General features: G+C 66.5%; 15 protein-coding genes. 9 read left to right on the top strand and 6 right to left on the bottom strand.

Annotated features, from left to right (window positions below):
* The first annotated feature begins 75 nt into the window (after positions 1–75).
* The 4 genes from ASE83_RS05025 to ASE83_RS05040 are packed head-to-tail and all read left to right on the top strand — an operon-like array spanning position 76 to position 4,443.
* On the top strand, positions 76–2,301 hold the full coding sequence (locus tag ASE83_RS05025) for a TonB-dependent siderophore receptor (RefSeq protein WP_235512987.1): 2,226 nt from the start codon (positions 76–78) through the stop codon (positions 2,299–2,301).
* Entirely contained in the window at positions 2,298–2,612 is a 315-nt protein-coding gene (locus ASE83_RS05030; RefSeq protein WP_055784328.1) for a hypothetical protein, read from the top strand. The genes ASE83_RS05025 and ASE83_RS05030 overlap by 4 nt, the downstream gene beginning before the upstream one ends.
* Entirely contained in the window at positions 2,609–4,195 is a 1,587-nt protein-coding gene (locus ASE83_RS05035; protein ID WP_055784329.1) for a PepSY-associated TM helix domain-containing protein, read from the top strand. The genes ASE83_RS05030 and ASE83_RS05035 overlap by 4 nt, the downstream gene beginning before the upstream one ends.
* Positions 4,192–4,443: a DUF3325 family protein gene (locus tag ASE83_RS05040; protein ID WP_055784331.1), complete on the top strand. Its 252-nt coding sequence runs from the start codon at positions 4,192–4,194 to the stop codon at positions 4,441–4,443. Before ASE83_RS05035 ends, ASE83_RS05040 begins: the two co-directional genes overlap by 4 nt.
* Here ASE83_RS05040 and trmFO read toward each other — a convergent pair.
* Positions 4,440–5,759 carry a methylenetetrahydrofolate--tRNA-(uracil(54)-C(5))-methyltransferase (FADH(2)-oxidizing) TrmFO gene (gene trmFO, locus ASE83_RS05045; RefSeq protein WP_055784333.1) on the bottom strand — a complete coding sequence of 440 codons (1,320 nt, stop codon included), beginning with the start codon at positions 5,757–5,759 and terminating at the stop codon, positions 4,440–4,442. The two genes, ASE83_RS05040 and trmFO, sit on opposite strands and share 4 nt — an antisense overlap.
* A 106-nt stretch (positions 5,760–5,865) precedes the next feature.
* On the opposite strand from trmFO, the gene ASE83_RS05050 reads away from it, so the two are divergent.
* On the top strand, positions 5,866–6,297 hold the full coding sequence (locus tag ASE83_RS05050) for a DUF488 domain-containing protein (RefSeq protein WP_055784335.1): 432 nt from the start codon (positions 5,866–5,868) through the stop codon (positions 6,295–6,297).
* A 25-nt stretch (positions 6,298–6,322) separates the two neighbouring features.
* On the opposite strand, the gene ASE83_RS05055 is transcribed toward ASE83_RS05050, so the two are convergent.
* A complete protein-coding gene (locus ASE83_RS05055) occupies positions 6,323–6,670 on the bottom strand; it encodes a DUF952 domain-containing protein (RefSeq protein ID WP_055784336.1) in 348 nt (115 codons plus the stop codon).
* The gene (gene gyrA / locus ASE83_RS05060) at positions 6,667–9,450 is read right to left on the bottom strand and encodes a DNA gyrase subunit A (protein ID WP_055784337.1); all 2,784 of its coding nucleotides are present in this window, start codon (positions 9,448–9,450) and stop codon (positions 6,667–6,669) included. Before gyrA ends, ASE83_RS05055 begins: the two co-directional genes overlap by 4 nt.
* A gap of 128 nt (positions 9,451–9,578) precedes the next feature.
* On the opposite strand from gyrA, the gene ASE83_RS05065 reads away from it, so the two are divergent.
* The gene (locus tag ASE83_RS05065; protein WP_055784573.1) at positions 9,579–10,655 is read left to right on the top strand and encodes a mechanosensitive ion channel family protein; all 1,077 of its coding nucleotides are present in this window, start codon (positions 9,579–9,581) and stop codon (positions 10,653–10,655) included.
* Positions 10,656–10,762: 107 nt separating this feature from the next.
* Here the strand turns inward: ASE83_RS05065 and ASE83_RS05070 are convergent, their stop codons facing one another.
* Genes ASE83_RS05070 through ASE83_RS05080 form a run of 3 tightly spaced genes read right to left on the bottom strand, consistent with a single transcriptional unit; the run spans position 10,763 to position 14,048 of the window.
* On the bottom strand, positions 10,763–12,583 hold the full coding sequence (locus ASE83_RS05070) for a DUF885 domain-containing protein (RefSeq protein ID WP_055784339.1): 1,821 nt from the start codon (positions 12,581–12,583) through the stop codon (positions 10,763–10,765).
* 56 nt (positions 12,584–12,639) lie between these two features.
* Positions 12,640–13,074 carry an NfeD family protein gene (locus ASE83_RS05075; RefSeq protein WP_055784340.1) on the bottom strand — a complete coding sequence of 145 codons (435 nt, stop codon included), beginning with the start codon at positions 13,072–13,074 and terminating at the stop codon, positions 12,640–12,642.
* On the bottom strand, positions 13,071–14,048 hold the full coding sequence (locus ASE83_RS05080; RefSeq protein ID WP_055784342.1) for an SPFH domain-containing protein: 978 nt from the start codon (positions 14,046–14,048) through the stop codon (positions 13,071–13,073). Before ASE83_RS05080 ends, ASE83_RS05075 begins: the two co-directional genes overlap by 4 nt.
* A 52-nt stretch (positions 14,049–14,100) precedes the next feature.
* Here ASE83_RS05080 and ASE83_RS05085 point away from each other — a divergent pair, with 52 nt between their 5' ends.
* The 3 genes from ASE83_RS05085 to guaB are packed head-to-tail and all read left to right on the top strand — an operon-like array spanning position 14,101 to position 17,866.
* Positions 14,101–14,901, top strand: coding sequence for an HpcH/HpaI aldolase/citrate lyase family protein (locus ASE83_RS05085; RefSeq protein WP_055784344.1), 801 nt, complete (start codon positions 14,101–14,103; stop codon positions 14,899–14,901).
* 37 nt (positions 14,902–14,938) lie between these two features.
* On the top strand, positions 14,939–16,390 hold the full coding sequence (locus tag ASE83_RS05090) for a M28 family peptidase (RefSeq protein WP_055784346.1): 1,452 nt from the start codon (positions 14,939–14,941) through the stop codon (positions 16,388–16,390).
* An 18-nt stretch (positions 16,391–16,408) separates the two neighbouring features.
* Positions 16,409–17,866 carry an IMP dehydrogenase gene (guaB, locus tag ASE83_RS05095; protein ID WP_055784347.1) on the top strand — a complete coding sequence of 486 codons (1,458 nt, stop codon included), beginning with the start codon at positions 16,409–16,411 and terminating at the stop codon, positions 17,864–17,866.
* Positions 17,867–18,021 lie beyond the last annotated feature (155 nt).

The following is an 18,021-nucleotide window of genomic DNA, read 5'->3' on the forward strand; positions in this document are numbered from 1 at the left end:
CGCAATAGCGTTGCATTCTGGACGAGGTGGTTATAGGTGCGGACGTATTGATACAGATTCGCAAAAGGGGGCGGAGTGAAGCATTCGGTACGATCGACGGCGCTGATCGGTATGGCGGCATGGTTCCTGCCCGCGATGCCGGCAATGGCCGAACCGGTGACGGAAGAAGAGACGGAGAACCAGCGCGCCGAAGAAATCGTCGTCGTCGGCAAGAGCTATGGCCAGGCGGTCGGCAAGACCGTCACCCCGCTCAAGGATGTTCCCAACACTATCACCGTCATCGATCAGGAACAGCTGCAACAGCGCAACCTGTTCACGCTGGAGGATGCGCTGAGCGTCACCAACGGCGTCACGATCACCGGTATCGGCAGCGAGGACCCGTCCTATCTGTCGCGCGGCTTCACCATCAACAACTACCTTGTCGACGGCGTGCCGACCTTTGCCTTCGCCTTTCCCGCCGTGGTGCCGGACCTGTTCCTGTACGACCGGGTGGAGGTTCTGCGCGGGCCAGCGGGGTTGTTCAGCGGCGCCGGCAACCCGGCCGGCAGCATCAACTTGGTCCGCAAGCGGCCGCTGGACGAACGCCGTATCAGCGCACTGGCCGGCTATGGCAGCTACCAGAATGTTCGTGGCGAGGTCGACGTGTCGACACCACTCGACGACCATTCGGGCGTCCGGCTGGGTGCGATGGTGCAGGATCAGGACCAGTTCTTCGATGTAGCGCACCGCTATCGCTTCGCGGCGTTCGGCGTGGCGGATACCGCGATCGGCGACAACACGACCCTGACCGTCGGCGGCAATTACGACCTCTTCAAACCGGCGATCCAGTCGGGCCTGCCCGGGTTTATCGGCGGGGCGGACGGCAGCGACGGACGACTGCTCGACGTCGCGCGCTCGACCTATCTCGGTGCCGACTGGAACCGGTTCCGTTCGGAAAGCTGGTCGGGGTTTGTCGAACTGGCACACCGCATCAGCGATCGCTGGACGCTGCGCGCGACAGGCATGTTGACCGACATCGATCGCATCGACATCTACAGCTATATCGGCAACCAGCCGATCACCCCGACCAACGGCCGCACTAGCCATATCGCCTACCGCGGCGACAGTGCGATGCAGACCCGTTCGTTCGATTTCAACGGGGTAGGGAGCTTTCCTGCCTTCGGGCGTGAACAGACGCTGATCCTGGGCGCGGATTATCAGGCGAGTTCGGCGACGTCCGATTTCACCCGCATGTCCAACTATGCCCAGATCGACGTCTTCAATCCCGTCTCCCCTGCCGAGCCTCCGCTGAACCCCTATGGTCCGCTTCCGCCCTATCAGGGACCGAACGGTCCGGTGACGCAGGTCTATGGCGGCTCGGCGACGGAGGTCGAGCAATATGGCCTGTACGGCCAGCTTCGGCTCAGCCCGCTTGCCGGGGTGACGCTGGTCGGGGGCGGGCGCATGACGTGGTGGGACACGACTGTCACCACCACCCGCGTCGCCAGCGGCACGATCCCGCTGCCGACCCGCTATGGCTTCGACGAGCGCTTCACCCCCTATGCCGGGCTGGTGTGGGACGTGACCGGCGACCTGAACGTCTATGCCAGCTATGCCGACAGCTTCACGCCGCAATCAGCGCCGGGGCGGGTCCGTCCCGACGGACGCGCGCTCGAACCGCTGATCGGCGACCAGTATGAGGCGGGCAGCAAGCTGTCGCTGATGGACAAACGCCTGCTATTGTCGGCGGCGGTGTATCAGATCACGCAGAACAACCGGGTCATCAACGATCCCAACACCCCAACCCTGGTGTTCCAGACCGGCAAGGTCCGCGCGCGCGGTATCGAGGCGGAGGCGAGCGGCCAGATTTTGCCCGGCTGGCGGATCAATGGCGGCTACAGCTTCACCCGCACCGAATATCTCGCCGACGCCAATCCGGTGCTGGAGGGGCTGAGCCTGTTGCCGGCAATTCCGGAACATATGGTCAAGCTTTTCTCCAACTACGAACCGGTCGGTGGACCGTTGGCGGGTGCCAGTATCGGTGCGGGCGTGACCTGGTTCGATGCGACGTGGAGCGGCAACCCCGCCTTCTACAACGCCAACGACACGCTGCGCACCCGCTCGACCATCGTGCGGCAGGGCGCCTATGCCGTGGCCGACCTGCGCGCGGGATACCGGCTGTCCGATCGGCTCTCGCTGGCGTTGAACATCAACAACCTGTTCGACCGCAGCTACTACGCCCGCCTCTCCTCGACTGGTCGCGGCAATTATTACGGGGTGCCGCGCACCGTGTTCGCCAGCATACGGGCAACCCTGCCATGACTGCGACCGGGCAGGTGCGCCATGTGCTGTGGCGACGCGTCGGCGACAATGCCCTGCGGCTGATCGCAGCGTTGCCGGTGGGCTATGCCGTGGCCAGCCTGTGGTCGATGGCGCTGGCGCGTATCCTGCCCGGTGACCGGGTACAGGCGACGATCGCCGCCGCGCTGATCGCGCTGGTCCTGTGCGCTGCGGCCGCGATGTGGGCCTATGCCGCGCGCAGCGGCTGGCGGGCGCTGTGGACACTGGTCGTCGCGGGCGCGATTGCCGGCGGTATCTCTTGGGGATCGGTGGCGATTTGGGGTCGGCTATGAGCAAGGGGTTTCGCCAGTCGCAATCGACGCTGCACACCTGGTCGGGCCTGTTGCTCGGCTGGCTGTTATTCGCGGTGTTCGTCGCCGGCACATCGGCCTATTGGCGCGAGGCGCTGAACCGCTGGGCGCGTCCCGAACTGGCCCGGATCGACAGCACCGATCGCGTCGTCGAAGGGGCGGTCGCGTTCCTCTCGCGCAAGGCGCCCGATGCGCAGAGCTGGTTCATCACCGTGCCGACGACGCAGAGCGCCGGGGCGGACCTCTTCTGGGTGCCACAGGCCAAACCCGGCGAGGAACGGCGCGGTCGACGGGGGCGGCGCGACACCCGCGCCTTCATCGGCAGCGATGGACAGGAGGGCACGGCACGCGAAACACGGGGCGGCGACTTCTTCTACCGCTTTCATTTCGACCTGCATTACATGCCCGTCTTCTGGGCGCGCTGGATCGTCGGCATCGCCGCGATGTTCATGCTGGTGGCGATCTTTACCGGGATCGTGACGCACAAGAAGATCTTTCGCGACTTCTTCACGCTGCGCCGTGGCAAGGGACAACGATCCTGGCTCGACGGGCATAATGCGACCGCGGTGCTGGCGCTGCCGTTCCACCTGATGATTACCTATACCGGCCTCGTGACGCTGATCGCGATGCTGATGCCATGGGCGATCGTCGCCAATTACAGCGACGGATCGAAGCTGTACGCCGCCGTCTTTCCCGAAGCGCCTGTCGTCGAGCGCACCGAACGCCCCGCGCCGTTGACCGATCTGGTCGCGGTCATCCACGATGCGGAGCGCCGCATCGGCGGGACGGTCGGATATATCACCGTCTTCAACCCCGGTGATGCGGCGGCGCGGATCACGCTCACCCGGTCGGGCACGTCGATGCTGTCGGCCCGCAGCCCCAGCATCGCCTATGACGGGGTTACGGGCCGGATGCTGTGGCAGGCCCCGCCGCCGGGCGGCGCGGTCGAAACGCAGGGGGTGATGGTCGGGCTGCACGCCGGGCGGTTCGGCGACTATTCGATGCGCTGGCTCTATTTCCTGTGCGGCATCGCAGGGTCGCTGATGGTGGCCAGCGGGCTGGTGTTGTGGACCGTCAAGCGGCGCGAGCGCCTGCCGGACCCCGCACGACCGCCTTTCGGGTTCCGCGTGGTCGAACGGCTCAATGTCGGGTTCGTCGCGGGCTTTCCCCTGGCGATGACGGTATATCTGTGGGCCAATCGCCTGCTGCCAACGGGGCTGGTCGCGCGGTCCGATGCCGAGGTCAACGCGATGTTCGCCGGCTGGGCCGCGATCTTCCTCTATGCGCTCGTCCGTCGCCCGGCGCGGGCGTGGGTCGAGTTGCTGACCGTACAGGCGGTGCTGCTGATCGCCCTGCCGCTGTACAACATCGTCGCGCTGCCCAGCGGATTGCTCTCGACCATCGGTGCAGGCGACTGGGTATTGGCGGGGGCCGACCTGACCTTTCTGGCGCTCGGAGCGGGGTTCGGCTTCGCGGCTTGGCGGGTCCATCGCTTCCGCCCGAAGGCACGGCGGTCCGCCCGCAGTGCCTCGACTGTTCCCTCCAATCTGGCACCAGCAGAATGATCGCGTTCGCCCTCCTGACCGCCCTAGGGGCATTCGGGCTATTGGCGCTTGCCAGCGACCGGCATCGCCATCGCTGGAACGGCGTCGCCATTCCATGGCGGCGGCGCGGCGGATGGGCGTTGGTTGTCTCGACCTTCGTCGCCGCCTTTGCGGCCTGGGGGCCGGTCTATGGCGCGATCGGTGCGCTTGGGTTGTTGATGTTGGGGGCGGGGGTCAGCTTCCTCGCCCTCAACCTCACCCAGCGTTAAAGCGCCACCGCCGTCCATTCGCCGAACGCGTCGCGCGCGCGCGCGGTGTACATCTTCTTGCGATCTGCCTTCTTGGTCCGCCCCGGAATCGGTGGCATCAGTCCGAAATTGACGTTCATCGGCTGATAGGTTTCCGCCACGGCCGCCCCGGTGATGTGGTGCAGCAGCGCCCCCAGCGCGGTTTCGACCGGCGGCGGGGCCAGTTCCTTGCCTGCCAGTTCAGCAGCGGCGAAGCGTCCGGCCATCAACCCGACCGCCGCGCTCTCTACATAGCCCTCGCATCCGGTCATCTGCCCGGCGAAGCGCAGGTGCGGCCGGGCCTTCAGCCGCAGCATGGGGTCGAGCAGTTCGGGCGAGCGGATGAAGGTGTTGCGATGTAACCCGCCCAGCCGCGCGAACTCGGCATTCTCCAGCCCCGGAATGGTGCGGAACAGCCGAACCTGTTCGCCGTGTTTCAGCTTGGTCTGGAATCCGACGATGTTCCACAGCGTGCCGGTGGCGTTGTCCTGTCGGAGTTGCACGACGGCGTGCGGCCAGCGTCCGGTGCGCGGATCGTCCAGCCCGACCGGCTTCATCGGCCCGAAGCGCAACGTGTCCAGCCCGCGTTCCGCCATTACTTCGATCGGCATACAGCCTTCGAAATAGGGGACATTCTCCCACTCGCGAAACTCTGCCTTTTCGCCGGCCATCAGCCCGGCGTGGAAGGCTTCATACTGTTCGCGGTTCATCGCGCAGTTGATGTAATCCTTGCCCTCGCCCTTGTTCCAGCGGCTCTGGAACCATGCCTGCTCCATATCGATGGACTCGAAATGGACGATGGGGGCGATGGCGTCGAAGAAGGCGAGCGCTTCGGCCCCCGTCGCCCCCCCGATGTCCCCGGCCAGCGCGGGCGCAGTCAGCGGGCCGGTGGCGACGATCGTCATGCCGCTGTCGGGCAGCGCGTCGACCCGTTCGCGGACGATGGTGATGTTCGGGTGCGCCTCCAGCGCGGCGGTGACCCCGGCTGAAAAGCCGTCGCGATCGACCGCCAGCGCCGATCCGGCCGGCACCTTATGTTCGTCGCCTTTCGTCATGATGAGCGATCCGAGCGCGCGCATCTCTGCATGGAGCAGCCCGACCGCGTTCGATTCGGCATCGTCCGATCGGAAGCTGTTCGAGCAGACGAGTTCCGCCAGATCGTCGCCCTGATGTGCCGGCGTAGTGTCGCCACCGCCGCGCATTTCGGACAGGCGCACCTTTGCGCCGGCCTCGGCCAATTGCCATGCTGCTTCGGACCCGGCGAGGCCGCCGCCGATGATATGAACGTCGTATTGCATGGCAGGCGTCTAGGCCGGCGAAGCGAAACGGGCAATGAACGTCCGTCGCGTACCGTCGTTTAAAACGGGCAGGGCGCGGGACGATCACGATGGGAGGAAGCGGACGATGAAGATTTTCACCATCGGCTATGAAGCGGTAACCATGGCGGAATTCGTCGCGGCGCTGACCCGGGCGGGGGTCCGCCGGGTGATCGACGTCCGCGCGCTGCCCCTGTCGCGACGGCCGGGCTTCTCTAAGACATCGCTTGCCGCCGAACTGGCAGGGCACGGCATCGACTATGTCCATCTCAAGGCGCTGGGCACACCGAAGCGCGGGCGGGATGCCGCGAAGAAGGGGGACGTGGCGACGCTCCGCGCGGTCTATGACGAACAGCTCGAACTGCCCGAGGCGCAGGCACAGGCGGCGATCATGCTGGGGCTGGCGGCGGAGATGCCGTCGGCATTGCTATGCTTCGAACGGGAACCGCAGCATTGCCACCGAACGCTGTTACTCGAAGCGGTCGGGCAGGGCGCCGAGGTGGTGGAACTGTACCCCTAAATCCTCCCCGGCACGGGGAGGACCGTTACCCCGTAATCGGCCGCCTCACCCGGCCAGCCTCGTCGCGGTGCAACGGCCCGTACGCTACCACGGCGTCCAGCGGCAACGGCGCATAGATATGCGGAAACAACTGCCCGCCGCGCGACTCTTCCCACTTCACCACATCACCGAGCGCTTCGAGGTCGACTTCCGCCACGTGCAGGTCGTCCTGCCCGGCGAAATGCTTGTCGACCGTCTCGGTCAACTGCTCGAACGTCGACAGATGGACATAGCCATCGGCCAGGTCCACCGGCGCGCCGGCAAAGCTGCCATCGCGTTCCAGCACTGCCATCTGTTCGCCGGTCAGCACCTTGAAGGCGGTCGCGGGCCTCATTCCTCGGGGTCCGATTCGCTGATCGTGTCGGGGCCGGTGCCGTCGTCCAGCACGATGTCGCCGTCGGACGCCGGGGTCGCCGCGCGTTCCTCGGCGACGATCGCCTCGGCATCGTTTTCGGGGTTCTCGTCCTCGTCGATCTTCGCGGCCGATACGACCTGTTCGCCGAAGCCGACGCGGAAGATCGTGATCCCCTGCGTATTGCGGCCCGCCACGCGGATGTCGCCGACGGTGGTGCGGATCAGCTTCGCCTGATCGGTGACCAGCATCAGCTGTTCGCCGTTATGCGCCGGGAAGCTCGCCACGACCGGCCCGTTGCGGTCGGAGGTGACGATGTTGGTGATGCCCTGACCACCACGATTGGTGCGGCGATATTCATAGGCCGAGGTGCGCTTGCCGAAGCCGTTGGCGGTGACGGTCAGGATGAACTCCTCCGCCGCCTCGAACTCCGCCATGCGGTCGGGGGACAGCGTGACCTCACGCTCGCCTTCCTTCCACGGCGCGGCCTTGAGGTACGCTTCGCGCTCCTCGGCCGTCGCCTGGAAGCCGCCCAGGATCGACAGCGAGATCACCTCATCGCCCGTCCCCAACGAGATACCGCGCACCCCGGTCGACGTACGGCTCTGGAACTCGCGCACATCGGTTGCGGCAAAGCGGATCGCCTTGCCCGCCTTGGTCGCCAGCAGCACGTCGTCGGTTCCGGTCAGCAGCGCGACGCCGATCAGGCGATCGTCGCTATCATCGTCGAACCGCATGGCGATCTTGCCCGCCGTCGGGATATTGGCGAAGGCGTCCATCGAATTGCGGCGCACCGTCCCGTTGCCGGTCGCGAACATGACGTGTAGGTCGCTCCAGCGTTCCTCGTCCTCGGGCAGCGGCAGGACTGTCGAGATCGTCTCTCCGGCGGCCAGCGGCAGCAGATTTACCATCGGCCGTCCGCGCGTGGCCGGGCCGCCTTCGGGCAGGCGCCACACCTTCATGCGGTACACCTTGCCGGCGGTCGAGAAGAACAGCACCGGGGTATGGGTGCTGGTCACGAACAGGTTCGTGATCGCATCTTCGTCCTTGGTCGCCATGCCGGCGCGGCCCTTGCCGCCGCGCTTCTGCGCGCGGAACGCGTCGAGCGGGGTACGCTTGATATAGCCCTGCACCGTCACGGTGACGACCATGTCCTCGCGCTCGATCAGGTCCTCGTCGTCGATGCCATCGGCGGCACCGGCGATCTCGGTCCGGCGCGGCGTCGCGAATTCGGCGCGGACATCGACCAGTTCCTGCCGCATCACGGCGTAGAGCTTGGCACGGTTGCCGAGGATTTCGAGCAGATGGCCGATTGATCCGGCCAGTTCCTTCAGCTCCTCGCCGATCTCGTCACGGCCGAGCGCGGTCAAGCGGTGGAGGCGCAGGTCGAGGATCGCGCGGACCTGCAGGTCGGACAGGCGATAGAAATCGCCGGTCGTGTCCGATTCAACCGCCTCGACCAGCTTGAGATAGGACGCGATCTCGGCGATCGGCCATTCGCGCGCCAGCAGCGCGGCACGGGCGGCGGCGGGGCTTTCCGACCCGCGGATGATGCGCACCACCTCATCGAGATTGGTGACCGCGATGACGAGGCCGAGCAACAGATGCGCCCGCTCGCGCGCCTTCGCCAGTTCGTATTTCGACCGGCGGGTGATGACCTCTTCGCGGAAGCCGACGAACGCGTCGATGATCTGCGACAGGTTCAGCAGTTCGGGGCGGCCGCCCCGGATCGCCAGCATGTTGGCGGCGAAGCTCGACTGCGCCGGGGTGTGCCGCCACAGCTGGTTGAGCACCACGTCGGGCGTCGCATCGCGCTTCAGGTCGATAACGATGCGCACGCCTTCGCGGTTCGATTCGTCGCGAATGTCGCTGACGCCTTCGATCCTTTTGTCCTTGGCGGCTTCGGCGATCTTTTCGACCAGCCCCGATTTGCCGACCTGAAACGGGATTTCGGTCAGCACGATCGAGCGGCGTTCACCGCGCGCCTCTACGATGTGGCGCGACCGCAGGATGATCGACCCGCGCCCGCCGGCATAGGCGGCGCGCGCGCCGGCCCGGCCCAGCATCAGCGCGCCGGTCGGAAAATCCGGTCCGGGCACGATCTCGCACAGTTCCTCGTGGGTCAGCGGCTCGCTGCCCTCGACCCGGCGGTCGATGGTGGCGAGGCAGGCATCGACCACTTCGCCCAGATTGTGCGGCGGCACGTTGGTCGCCATGCCGACCGCGATCCCGCCCGCGCCGTTGACCAGCAGGTTCGGGAAGCGTGCCGGCAGCACCGCCGGTTCGCGCTCCGAACCGTCATAGTTCGGCACGAAATCGACGGTATCCTTGTCGAGATCGTCGAGCAGCGCCATCGCCGACTTGGCGAGCCGCGCCTCGGTATAGCGCATCGCGGCGGGCGGATCGGGGTCCATCGACCCGAAGTTCCCCTGACCATCGATCAGCGGCAGCCGCATCGACCATGGCTGCGCCATACGCGCCAGCGCGTCATAGATCGCGGTGTCGCCATGCGGGTGATATTTACCCATGACGTCGCCGACGATGCGCGCCGACTTGCGATACGCCTTGCCCGGTACGAAGCCGCTTTCCTGCGCCGAATAGAGAATGCGGCGATGCACCGGCTTCAACCCGTCGCGCACGTCGGGCAGCGCGCGGGAGACGATGACGCTCATGGCATAGTCAAGATAGCTCGACCGCATCTCGTCCACGATCGAGATGGGGGCGATGTCGGATGGGTCGGCGATCAGCGTCGCGTCTGTCAAAGTTCGATGCTTTCGGGGAATGTTTCGGTTGCGTGGCAGACTAGCCGGTCGGGGGGCGAAAGCCAAGTCTCGCGACCGTATCGCGCCCGTTTCGGAACATGCTGCGGCGCAGCGTGTTGGCCTTTGTGATGCACGACCTGCAACGTTTCCTGAACACCCTGCCGCCGGCGGCGGTCGACGTGGGTACTGTGGCCCTGTCGGTTCTCGCCGCACTGCTGCTACACGCCGCCACGTTCCGGGTGTTGCGTCGCTTCGCCGCGCGGACGCCGGGGTCGGTCGACGATGTCTACGTCGACCATGCCTGGAGACCGATGCGGTGGATTCTGGTCGCGATGGCATTGGCCAGCGTCCGACGTCCCCTGCGCCTGCCGGACCGCTGGGACGATTTGTGGACCCAGATGGCAGGACTGGTAGTGCCGCTGTTGATGGGATGGTTCGCCATCGCCATGATCCGCGCGTCGGTCAAGGCGATCGAGGTCGCGACCGACATCACCGTCGCCGACAATCTGCGCGCCCGCCGCCGCCGCACGCGCAGTGCGATCCTCGGCCGTATCGCGATCATCGCGATCGGGTTCGTCACGGTCTGTCTGATGCTGTTGTCGATCCCCAGCATCCGCTCGATCGGCGTAACCCTGATGGCGTCCGCGGGGCTGGCCGGCCTCGCGGTCGGCGCGGCGGCGCAGCCGGCGCTCAAGAACATCATCGCCGGCGTGCAGATGGCATTCACCGAACCGATCCGCATCGACGACGTGGTTATTATCGAGAATGAATGGGGCCGGATCGAGGAGATCCGCCTGACCTACGTCGTCGTCCGGCTGTGGGACGAGCGCCGTCTGGTCGTGCCGGTATCGAAATTCCTCGAATCAAGCTTCCAGAACTGGACCCGCACGACCAGCGGCCTGCTGGGGTCGGCGTTCTTCTGGCTCGATCCGATCACCAACATCCCCCGGCTGCGCGAGAAGTTCGAGGAACTGGTGAAGGCCGATCCGCTATGGGACGGGCGCGCCTATGTCCTGCAGGTGACCGACACCAAGCCCGATGCGATCGAGGTCCGTATCCTCGCCACCGCGTCCGACGCGGCGCGGGCCTTCGACCTGCGCTGTTCGCTGCGCGAGGGGGTGTTGGCGTATATCAGGGATGAGATGCCCGAGGCGCTGCCGCGTCGTCGGGTCGCGGTCGATGGGCAGCCGCTGTCGCCCGGTTAAGCGTCATTCCGGCGAAGGCCGGAATCTACGGACGGGCAACGTTGCGTTTCTTCCGAGATGCCTCGTAACCATGGATTCCGGCCTTCGCCGGAATGACGGGGGCAGTACTAAGCGTTACGCCCAGCCACAAACGCATCAATGTTGCGGCCCAGCACCGTCATCGGCACCCCGCCACCCTGCACGACGGCATCGTTGAACGCCTTGAAATCATAGCGCGGCCCGAGCGCCGTCTTCGCCCGGTCGCGCAGGCGGTTGATCTCCGAGTGGCCGACCTTGTAGCCGCACGCCTGGCCCGGCCACGAACAATAGCGATCGACCTCGCCCGACACCTCTTCGACGCTCGACCCGTTGGTGCTGGCGAACCACTGCACCGCCTGTTCGCGGGTCCAGCGTTTGGCGTGCAGCCCGGTATCGACCACCATCCGGCAGGCGCGGAACGCGATCGACTGGAGATAGCCGAGCCGCCCGACCGGATCGCCGTCATACGCCCCCAGCTCGTCGCCCAGCTGTTCGGAATAGAGCGCCCAGCCCTCCGAAAAGGCGTTGAACTGCAACAACGAGCGGATCAGCGGTAGGCGGAACGTATATTCGCCCTGCCACACATGGCCCGGGATCGCCTCGTGATAGACCAAAGTCGGCAGCGAATAGCGGGTCCATAGCTCGGTCGTGCGCAGGTTGATCCACATCTTGCCCGGCACCTTGCCGTCGATCGACCCCGGACCGCCATAGGCGCCCGGCGCGCCCGCTTCCTCGACCACCGGGATGCGGCGGACCTCGACATTGCCCGGCGCCAGCGTGTTGAACGCGCGGGGCATCCGGGCGCGGATGTCGGTCAGGCGGTTCTGGACCAGCGCCATGATCTGCGCCCGCCCGGCATCGTCATTGGGAAAGGTGTAGCGCGGGTCCTTACCCAGCGCCGTCATCCGTTCGCCCACGCTGCCCTTGGTAAGCCCAAGCGACTTCAGGATGACGTCCATCTGCCCCTGCAACGCGGCCAGTTCCTCCTTGCCGCGTGCATGGACCTCGTCCGGGGTCATCGTCGTGGTGGTCGAGGCGCGCAGGCCCCAGGCATACCACGCATCGCCATCGGGCCGCGCCCACATGCCCGCGTCGGACGTCGCGCGCGCGCGATCGGCGCGGATGGCAGCCAATTGTCGTTCCAGCGCCGGCTTGACCCGGTCGCGGGCGACGGCGGTGGCACTGGCGGTCCAGTCGCCGGGAATGTCCCTGGTACGCCGACCAAGCGACGTCACGATGTCCCATCCCGCCGGATCGCCCGACACCGATTGCTCCAACTGGCGGATCGTCTTGTCCAGCAGGAAGTCGGGCGGCACCACGCCGCGCGCGGATGCGGCGCGCACCCGCTGCGTCTCGTCATCGAGTTGGCGGGCATAGCTGTCGAGCCGGGCGAGATACGCTTCGGCATCGGTGCGCTCGGAGATGCTGTGATCGCTATCGAGGAAGCGCGGCACGTCGAGATACGCGCCGACATTCTGGATCACGACATACGGCGTGTTGCGCCACCCGCCGACGGCGACGTCGCCATAGGGCAGGGCGAAGCCGTCCAGCGCGGTTTCGAACGCGGTCTTGACCACGTCGATGTCGGTCCGCGTCGCGGGAGACAGCGGCGCGGTGTCGATCCGCTTCAGCGTCGCGACATGCGCCCGCAGGTGATCGGCGACCCTCCGCTGCCCCGCCGCCGAGCGATCGCCCAGCCGCGACTTCAGTGCGGCGCGCGCGCCCGTATCGATGCCGAGGCTGCTTGCGGTTTCCGGCGAGTCGAGCAGCATCGCGTCGGCGATTTTCGACAACGCCGCCTCCGCCGCCTTGTCGGGTGCCGTCCCGCCACCCTGCGCCCGGACCGGCAGTGCAACGGTCAGGGTCGAGGCGGCGGCACCGGCGATCCAGTCGCGGCGGGTGATGTCCATGGGGCTTTCCTTGAAGCGGCGTTGTCGCCCCTGTGTCCCGCGCCGCGACCGGCGCGTCAATCGTCGGCGACGACGCTTAACACCGCGCCGGACACGCCGACGATGCGTACCCGCGTGCCGACGGCCTGATCGGGGCCGCGCGCGATCCACTCGCTGTCGCCGACCCGCACCCGCCCGCTGCCGTCGGCAATCGCCTCGACCACGGTCACCGACTGACCGATCAGTCGCGCCCCCCGGTCGTTGAGCAGCGGATCGTCGCTCTCGACCGGATAGTCGCTATACCAGCGCCGCCCGATCAGCACCGTCACCACGCTCCACGCGCCGAACACTGCCAGCTCGGCGGTAAGCGTCAGTGCCGGGAACAGCAGCGCGAGCAGTCCGGTAATCCCCGCCGCGATCGCGATGAACACCAGGAATACGCCCGGCACCGCCAGCTCCGCTACGCCCAGCGCGACTGCCAGCAGCAGCCAGGCATAGCCGCTGTCGATCATCGCGCGGGCGGCTCGAACGGACCGATCGGGCGTTCGCGCGCCGGCGGGGAAGAGGCCGCCGCCTTGCTCTCGCTTAGCGCCTCCCTGGCCAGCTGGCCGATGCCGCCCAGCGTCCCGATCAGCTGCGTCGCCTCGACCGGGAACAGGATCGTCTTGGCATTGGGGCTGGTGGCAAACTTGCCGACCGCCTCGACATATTTCTGCGCGATGAAATAGTTGATCGCCTGCGTGCCCCCGGCCTCGATCGCGTCGCTGACCACCTGTGTTGCCTTGGCTTCCGCTTCCGCCGCGCGTTCGCGTGCCTCGGAGTCGCGGAAAGCGGACTCGCGCCGGCCTTCGGCTTCGAGGATGCGGGCCTGTTTCTGCCCTTCGGCCCGCAGGATTTCGGAGGCGCGGGTGCCTTCCGCCTCCAGGATGTTGGCCCGCTTCTCGCGCTCCGCCTTCATCTGCCGGCCCATGGCGTTGACGATGTCGGCGGGCGGGCGGATGTCCTTGATCTCGACGCGGGTGATCTTCACCCCCCACGGGTTCGTCGCATGATCGACCACGCCCAGCAGGCGCGCATTGATCTCGTCGCGCTTCGACAGCGTTTCGTCGAGGTCCATCGACCCCATCACAGTGCGCAGGTTCGTCGTCGTGATCTGTTGCAGCGCCACGTACAGGTCGGACACCTCATAGGCCGCCTTGGCCGGGTCCAGCACCTGAAAGAACACGACGCCATCGGTCGATACCATCGCATTGTCGCGGGTGATGATCTCCTGCCCCGGAATGTCGATCACCTGTTCCATCATGTTCACCTTCCGGCCGACGCGATAGAAGAACGCCGGGTAGAAATTGAACCCCGGCTTGGCGACGGCGGTGAAGCGACCGAAATGCTCGATGGTATATTGGTGCCCCTGCGTCACGATCTTCACGCTGGCGAACAGGTATAGCACGACCATCAATACGATCGCTGCGATCAGGCCCAGGAGCATCGGTCTTCACCCTGCTTGTGTTTCGTCCTACGCTGTCTAGCATGGCGCGACCATGGAACCAGCGATAACCCTAGCGCCGCGTAGCGTTTTGTTCGTGCCTGCGGTCCGGCCCAGCATGATCGCAAAGGCGGCGGGGTTGTCCGCCGACCTGATCGTCCTCGATCTGGAGGATTCGGTGCGGGACGGGGACAAGGCGGCGGCGCGAGAGGCGCTGCCGGTGTCGCTCGAACTGCTCCATGGGCGAAGCGCCGCCGTGCGGATCAACGCGCCCGATACGGCCGGTTTTGCCGACGATCTGGCCGCGATCGGCTCGGTCGGAGTGGCGCTTACCGTCGTGCCGAAAGTTGAGTCGCCCGACGACCTGACCCCGCTTGATGGCCGTCCGGTATTGGCGATGATCGAGACGCCGAAGGGTGTGCTGGCGGCGGCGCGGATTGCAGCGACGCCCGGAGTCGTCGGACTGATGGTCGGCACGAACGATCTGGCCGCGTCGTTGCGCTTGCCGCCCGGTGCCGGCCGCACGCCGCTGTCCCATGCGTTGCAGGCGATCGTCCTGGCTGCTCGCGCCGCTGACGGCTGGGCGATCGACGGCGTGTTCAATGCCTTGAACGACGCCGATGGACTGGCCCGCGAATGCGCGGAAGGACGCGCAACCGGGTTCGATGGCAAGTCGCTGATCCACCCCGACCAGATCGCCATCGCCAACACCGCCTTTTCGCCCAGCACGGCCGAACTGGACGAGGCGAATGCGATCGTCGCTGCCGCACGGGGCGGGGCCGAACGCTTTCAGGATCGTATGATCGAGGACATGCACGTCGAAATGGCACGCCGGCTGCTGCAACGCGCGCGTTGACGCTTGCCCGTAACGGTTCGGGTCGATAGTGGGGCGCATGACGCTCCGCCCGATCCTCGGACTCGCCGCCCTGCTGTGCAGCACGACGTCGGTCCTTGCCCAGTCGATCACGCCGCAGATGCTGCGCGACCATGTCGCCGTCCTTGCCGGCGATGCCTATGAGGGCCGCGAACCCGGAACGCCGGGCGGCGATCGTGCCGAAGCCTATGTGCTGCAGGCGTTCGCCGCTGCCGGACTGAAGCCCGGCGCACCCGATGGTCGCTGGCGGCAGGAAGTCGCGATGGCCGAGCATCAGGCCGGGGCGCTCAGCGCCGTCGTGCGGCAGGGATCGCGCGGCACGACGCTGACCACCGAACAGATTGCCGGCCTTGGCCTGTCGCCGACCACCGTGATCCGGCGCGCGCCGCTGGTCTTTGTCGGCCGCGGCGCGCCCGACCAGATGAAGGGCGCGAAGCTGGCCGGGGCGGTTGCGGTCGTCATGGGCGGGACCGCGCCGGATGCCCCGCAAGTGCCCACCGCCGATCGGAATGCGGCGCTGCTGGCGGCCGGAGCGGTCGGCGTTCTCCTCATCGCGCCGCCGAAGGCACCATGGACCGACGTCGCGCATAGTTTTTCGACCGCGACCATCGCCGGTACGCCGCACCGCCCTGATTTCAGCGGTGTCGTACCGGCCAGCCTTTCCGACACCCTGTTCGGCCGTTCCGCTGCCGATCTGCGCAAGGCCGCGATCGCGCCGGACTTCCGCCCGTTTCGCGGGAAGGCGACGATTGATATAGCTGCAACCGGCACCGTGCGTCGCTACACGACCGCGAATATCGTCGGCATGATCCCGGGCACCGTCATGCCCAACGAAGCCGTCCTGCTGTCGGCGCATTGGGATCACATCGGCATCTGCCGTCCCGAAGGCGTCGCCGACCGAATCTGCAATGGCGCTGCCGACAATGCCAGCGGCACCGCGATCCTGATCGAAGTGGCAAGGGTCCTCGCCAAAGGACCGCGCCCGGCTCGCAGCATTTATTTTGTCGCGACCACCGCGGAGGAAAAGGGCCTGATCGGCGCCGACGCCTATGCCGCCGCCATTGCCGACACCCCGCTGAAGGTCGTCGCGAACCTGAATATCGATACCGCCGCGATCGTGCCGACCAGTATGCCGGTGGCAATGGTCGGGCGCGGCAATTATCCGAAGATCGATGCGATCGTCGATGCCACCGCCCGGTCGATCGGCCGCAAGGTCGATACCGACACCGAAGCGAACATCATGGTGCAGCGGCAGGACGGCTGGGCGTTCGGCAAGCGCGGCATTCCCGCCGTCATGGCAACCGGCTCGGTCAGCGACATGAAGCGGTTGTTCGCCTATCTCGACGGCCCGTACCACAAACCGAACGACGACCTCGCGCACATCGACCTGTCGGGTGCCGCCGAGGATGCCGACCTGCACGTGGCGCTTGCCCGTGCCCTTGCCGATCCCGCCCGCTACCCCGCCAACTGATACGAGACGACGCTTCCCATGGATATTACCCTCGGCCTGACCTTCGACGACGTGCTGCTGGTTCCGCAGGAATCGGACGTGCTGCCCAGCCAGGCCGACCCGCGCACCCGCGTCGCCCGCAACCTGGCACTCAACATCCCGTTCCTGTCGTCGGCGATGGACACCGTGACCGAAGCGGACATGGCGATCGTCATGGCGCAGCTCGGCGGCATCGGCGTGCTCCACCGCAACCTGACTGTCGAGGAACAGTGCGCGGCGGTGCGCGCGGTCAAGCGCTTCGAAAGCGGCATGGTCGTCAATCCGATCACCATCACCGCCGACGCCCCGCTGTCCGCCGCGCGCGCGCTGATGGAACGCCACCGGATCAGTGGCATCCCGGTGGTCAAGGCATCGGGCAAGCTGGTCGGCATCCTGACCAACCGCGACGTCCGCTTCGCCGAAAACCCGAACCAGCCCGTCGCCGAGCTGATGACGCACGAAAACCTGTCGACCGTCCGCATCGGCGTCAGCCAGGAGGAAGCGCGTCGCCAGCTTCACCAGCGCCGGATCGAAAAGCTGCTGGTGGTCGACGATGCCTATCATTGCGTCGGCCTCATCACCGTCAAGGACATCGAAAAAGCGGTGACCTATCCGAACGCGACCAAGGACGGGACCGGCCGTCTGCGCGTGGCCGCTGCGACCACGGTCGGCGACAAGGGCTATGAACGGACCGAGGCGCTGATCGACGCGGAGTGCGACCTGATCGTCATCGACACCGCACACGGCCATAACCGTCAGGTCGCCGAAGCGGTAAAGCGCGTGAAGGCGATCGCCCCCCATGTGCAGGTCATCGCCGGCAACGTCGCGACCGGCGATGCCACCCGCGCGCTGATCGATGCGGGTGCGGACGGCATCAAGGTCGGCATCGGACCCGGATCGATCTGCACGACCCGCGTCGTTGCTGGCGTCGGCGTCCCGCAGCTGACCGCCGTCATGGACGCGGCCAAGGCGGCGGCGGGGACCGGCGTGCCGGTCATCGCCGATGGCGGCATCCGCACCTCGGGCGACGTGGCGAAGGCGCTTGCCGCCGGCGCATCGGCAGTGATGATCGGTTCGCTGCTGGCGGGGACCGAGGAAGCACCCGGCGAAACCTTCCTGTATCAGGGGCGGGCCTATAAGAGCTATCGCGGCATGGGGTCCGTGGGCGCCATGGCGAAGGGCTCGGCCGACCGCTATTTCCAGCAGGACATTAAGGACCAGTTGAAGCTCGTGCCCGAAGGCATTGAGGGGCAGGTCGCGTTCAAGGGGCCGGCCAAGGACGTCATCCACCAGCTCGTCGGCGGCGTGAAGGCGGCGATGGGCTATACCGGATCGCACACCATCACCGAACTGCAGGGGCGCGCCCGCTTCGTTCGGATCACCAATGCCGGCCTGCGCGAAAGCCATGTCCATGACGTGACGATCACCCGCGAGGCGCCGAACTACCCGACGCGCTGATCGTCCCCGCGCCGACAGACTGTGAAACTGCGCTCTCGGCCAATGCCGGCGGGCGCAGTTTTGCATATGAGATACGTCGAGATACGGATCGATCCGCGTATCCTGCTGGATTGATCCAGGTTATTTTGGTAGCCGTTGGTATGGAATTTCAGGAC

This window comes from Sphingomonas sp. Leaf32 (assembly GCF_001421765.1).
In the GTDB taxonomy this organism is placed as follows: Bacteria; Pseudomonadota; Alphaproteobacteria; order Sphingomonadales; family Sphingomonadaceae; genus Sphingomonas.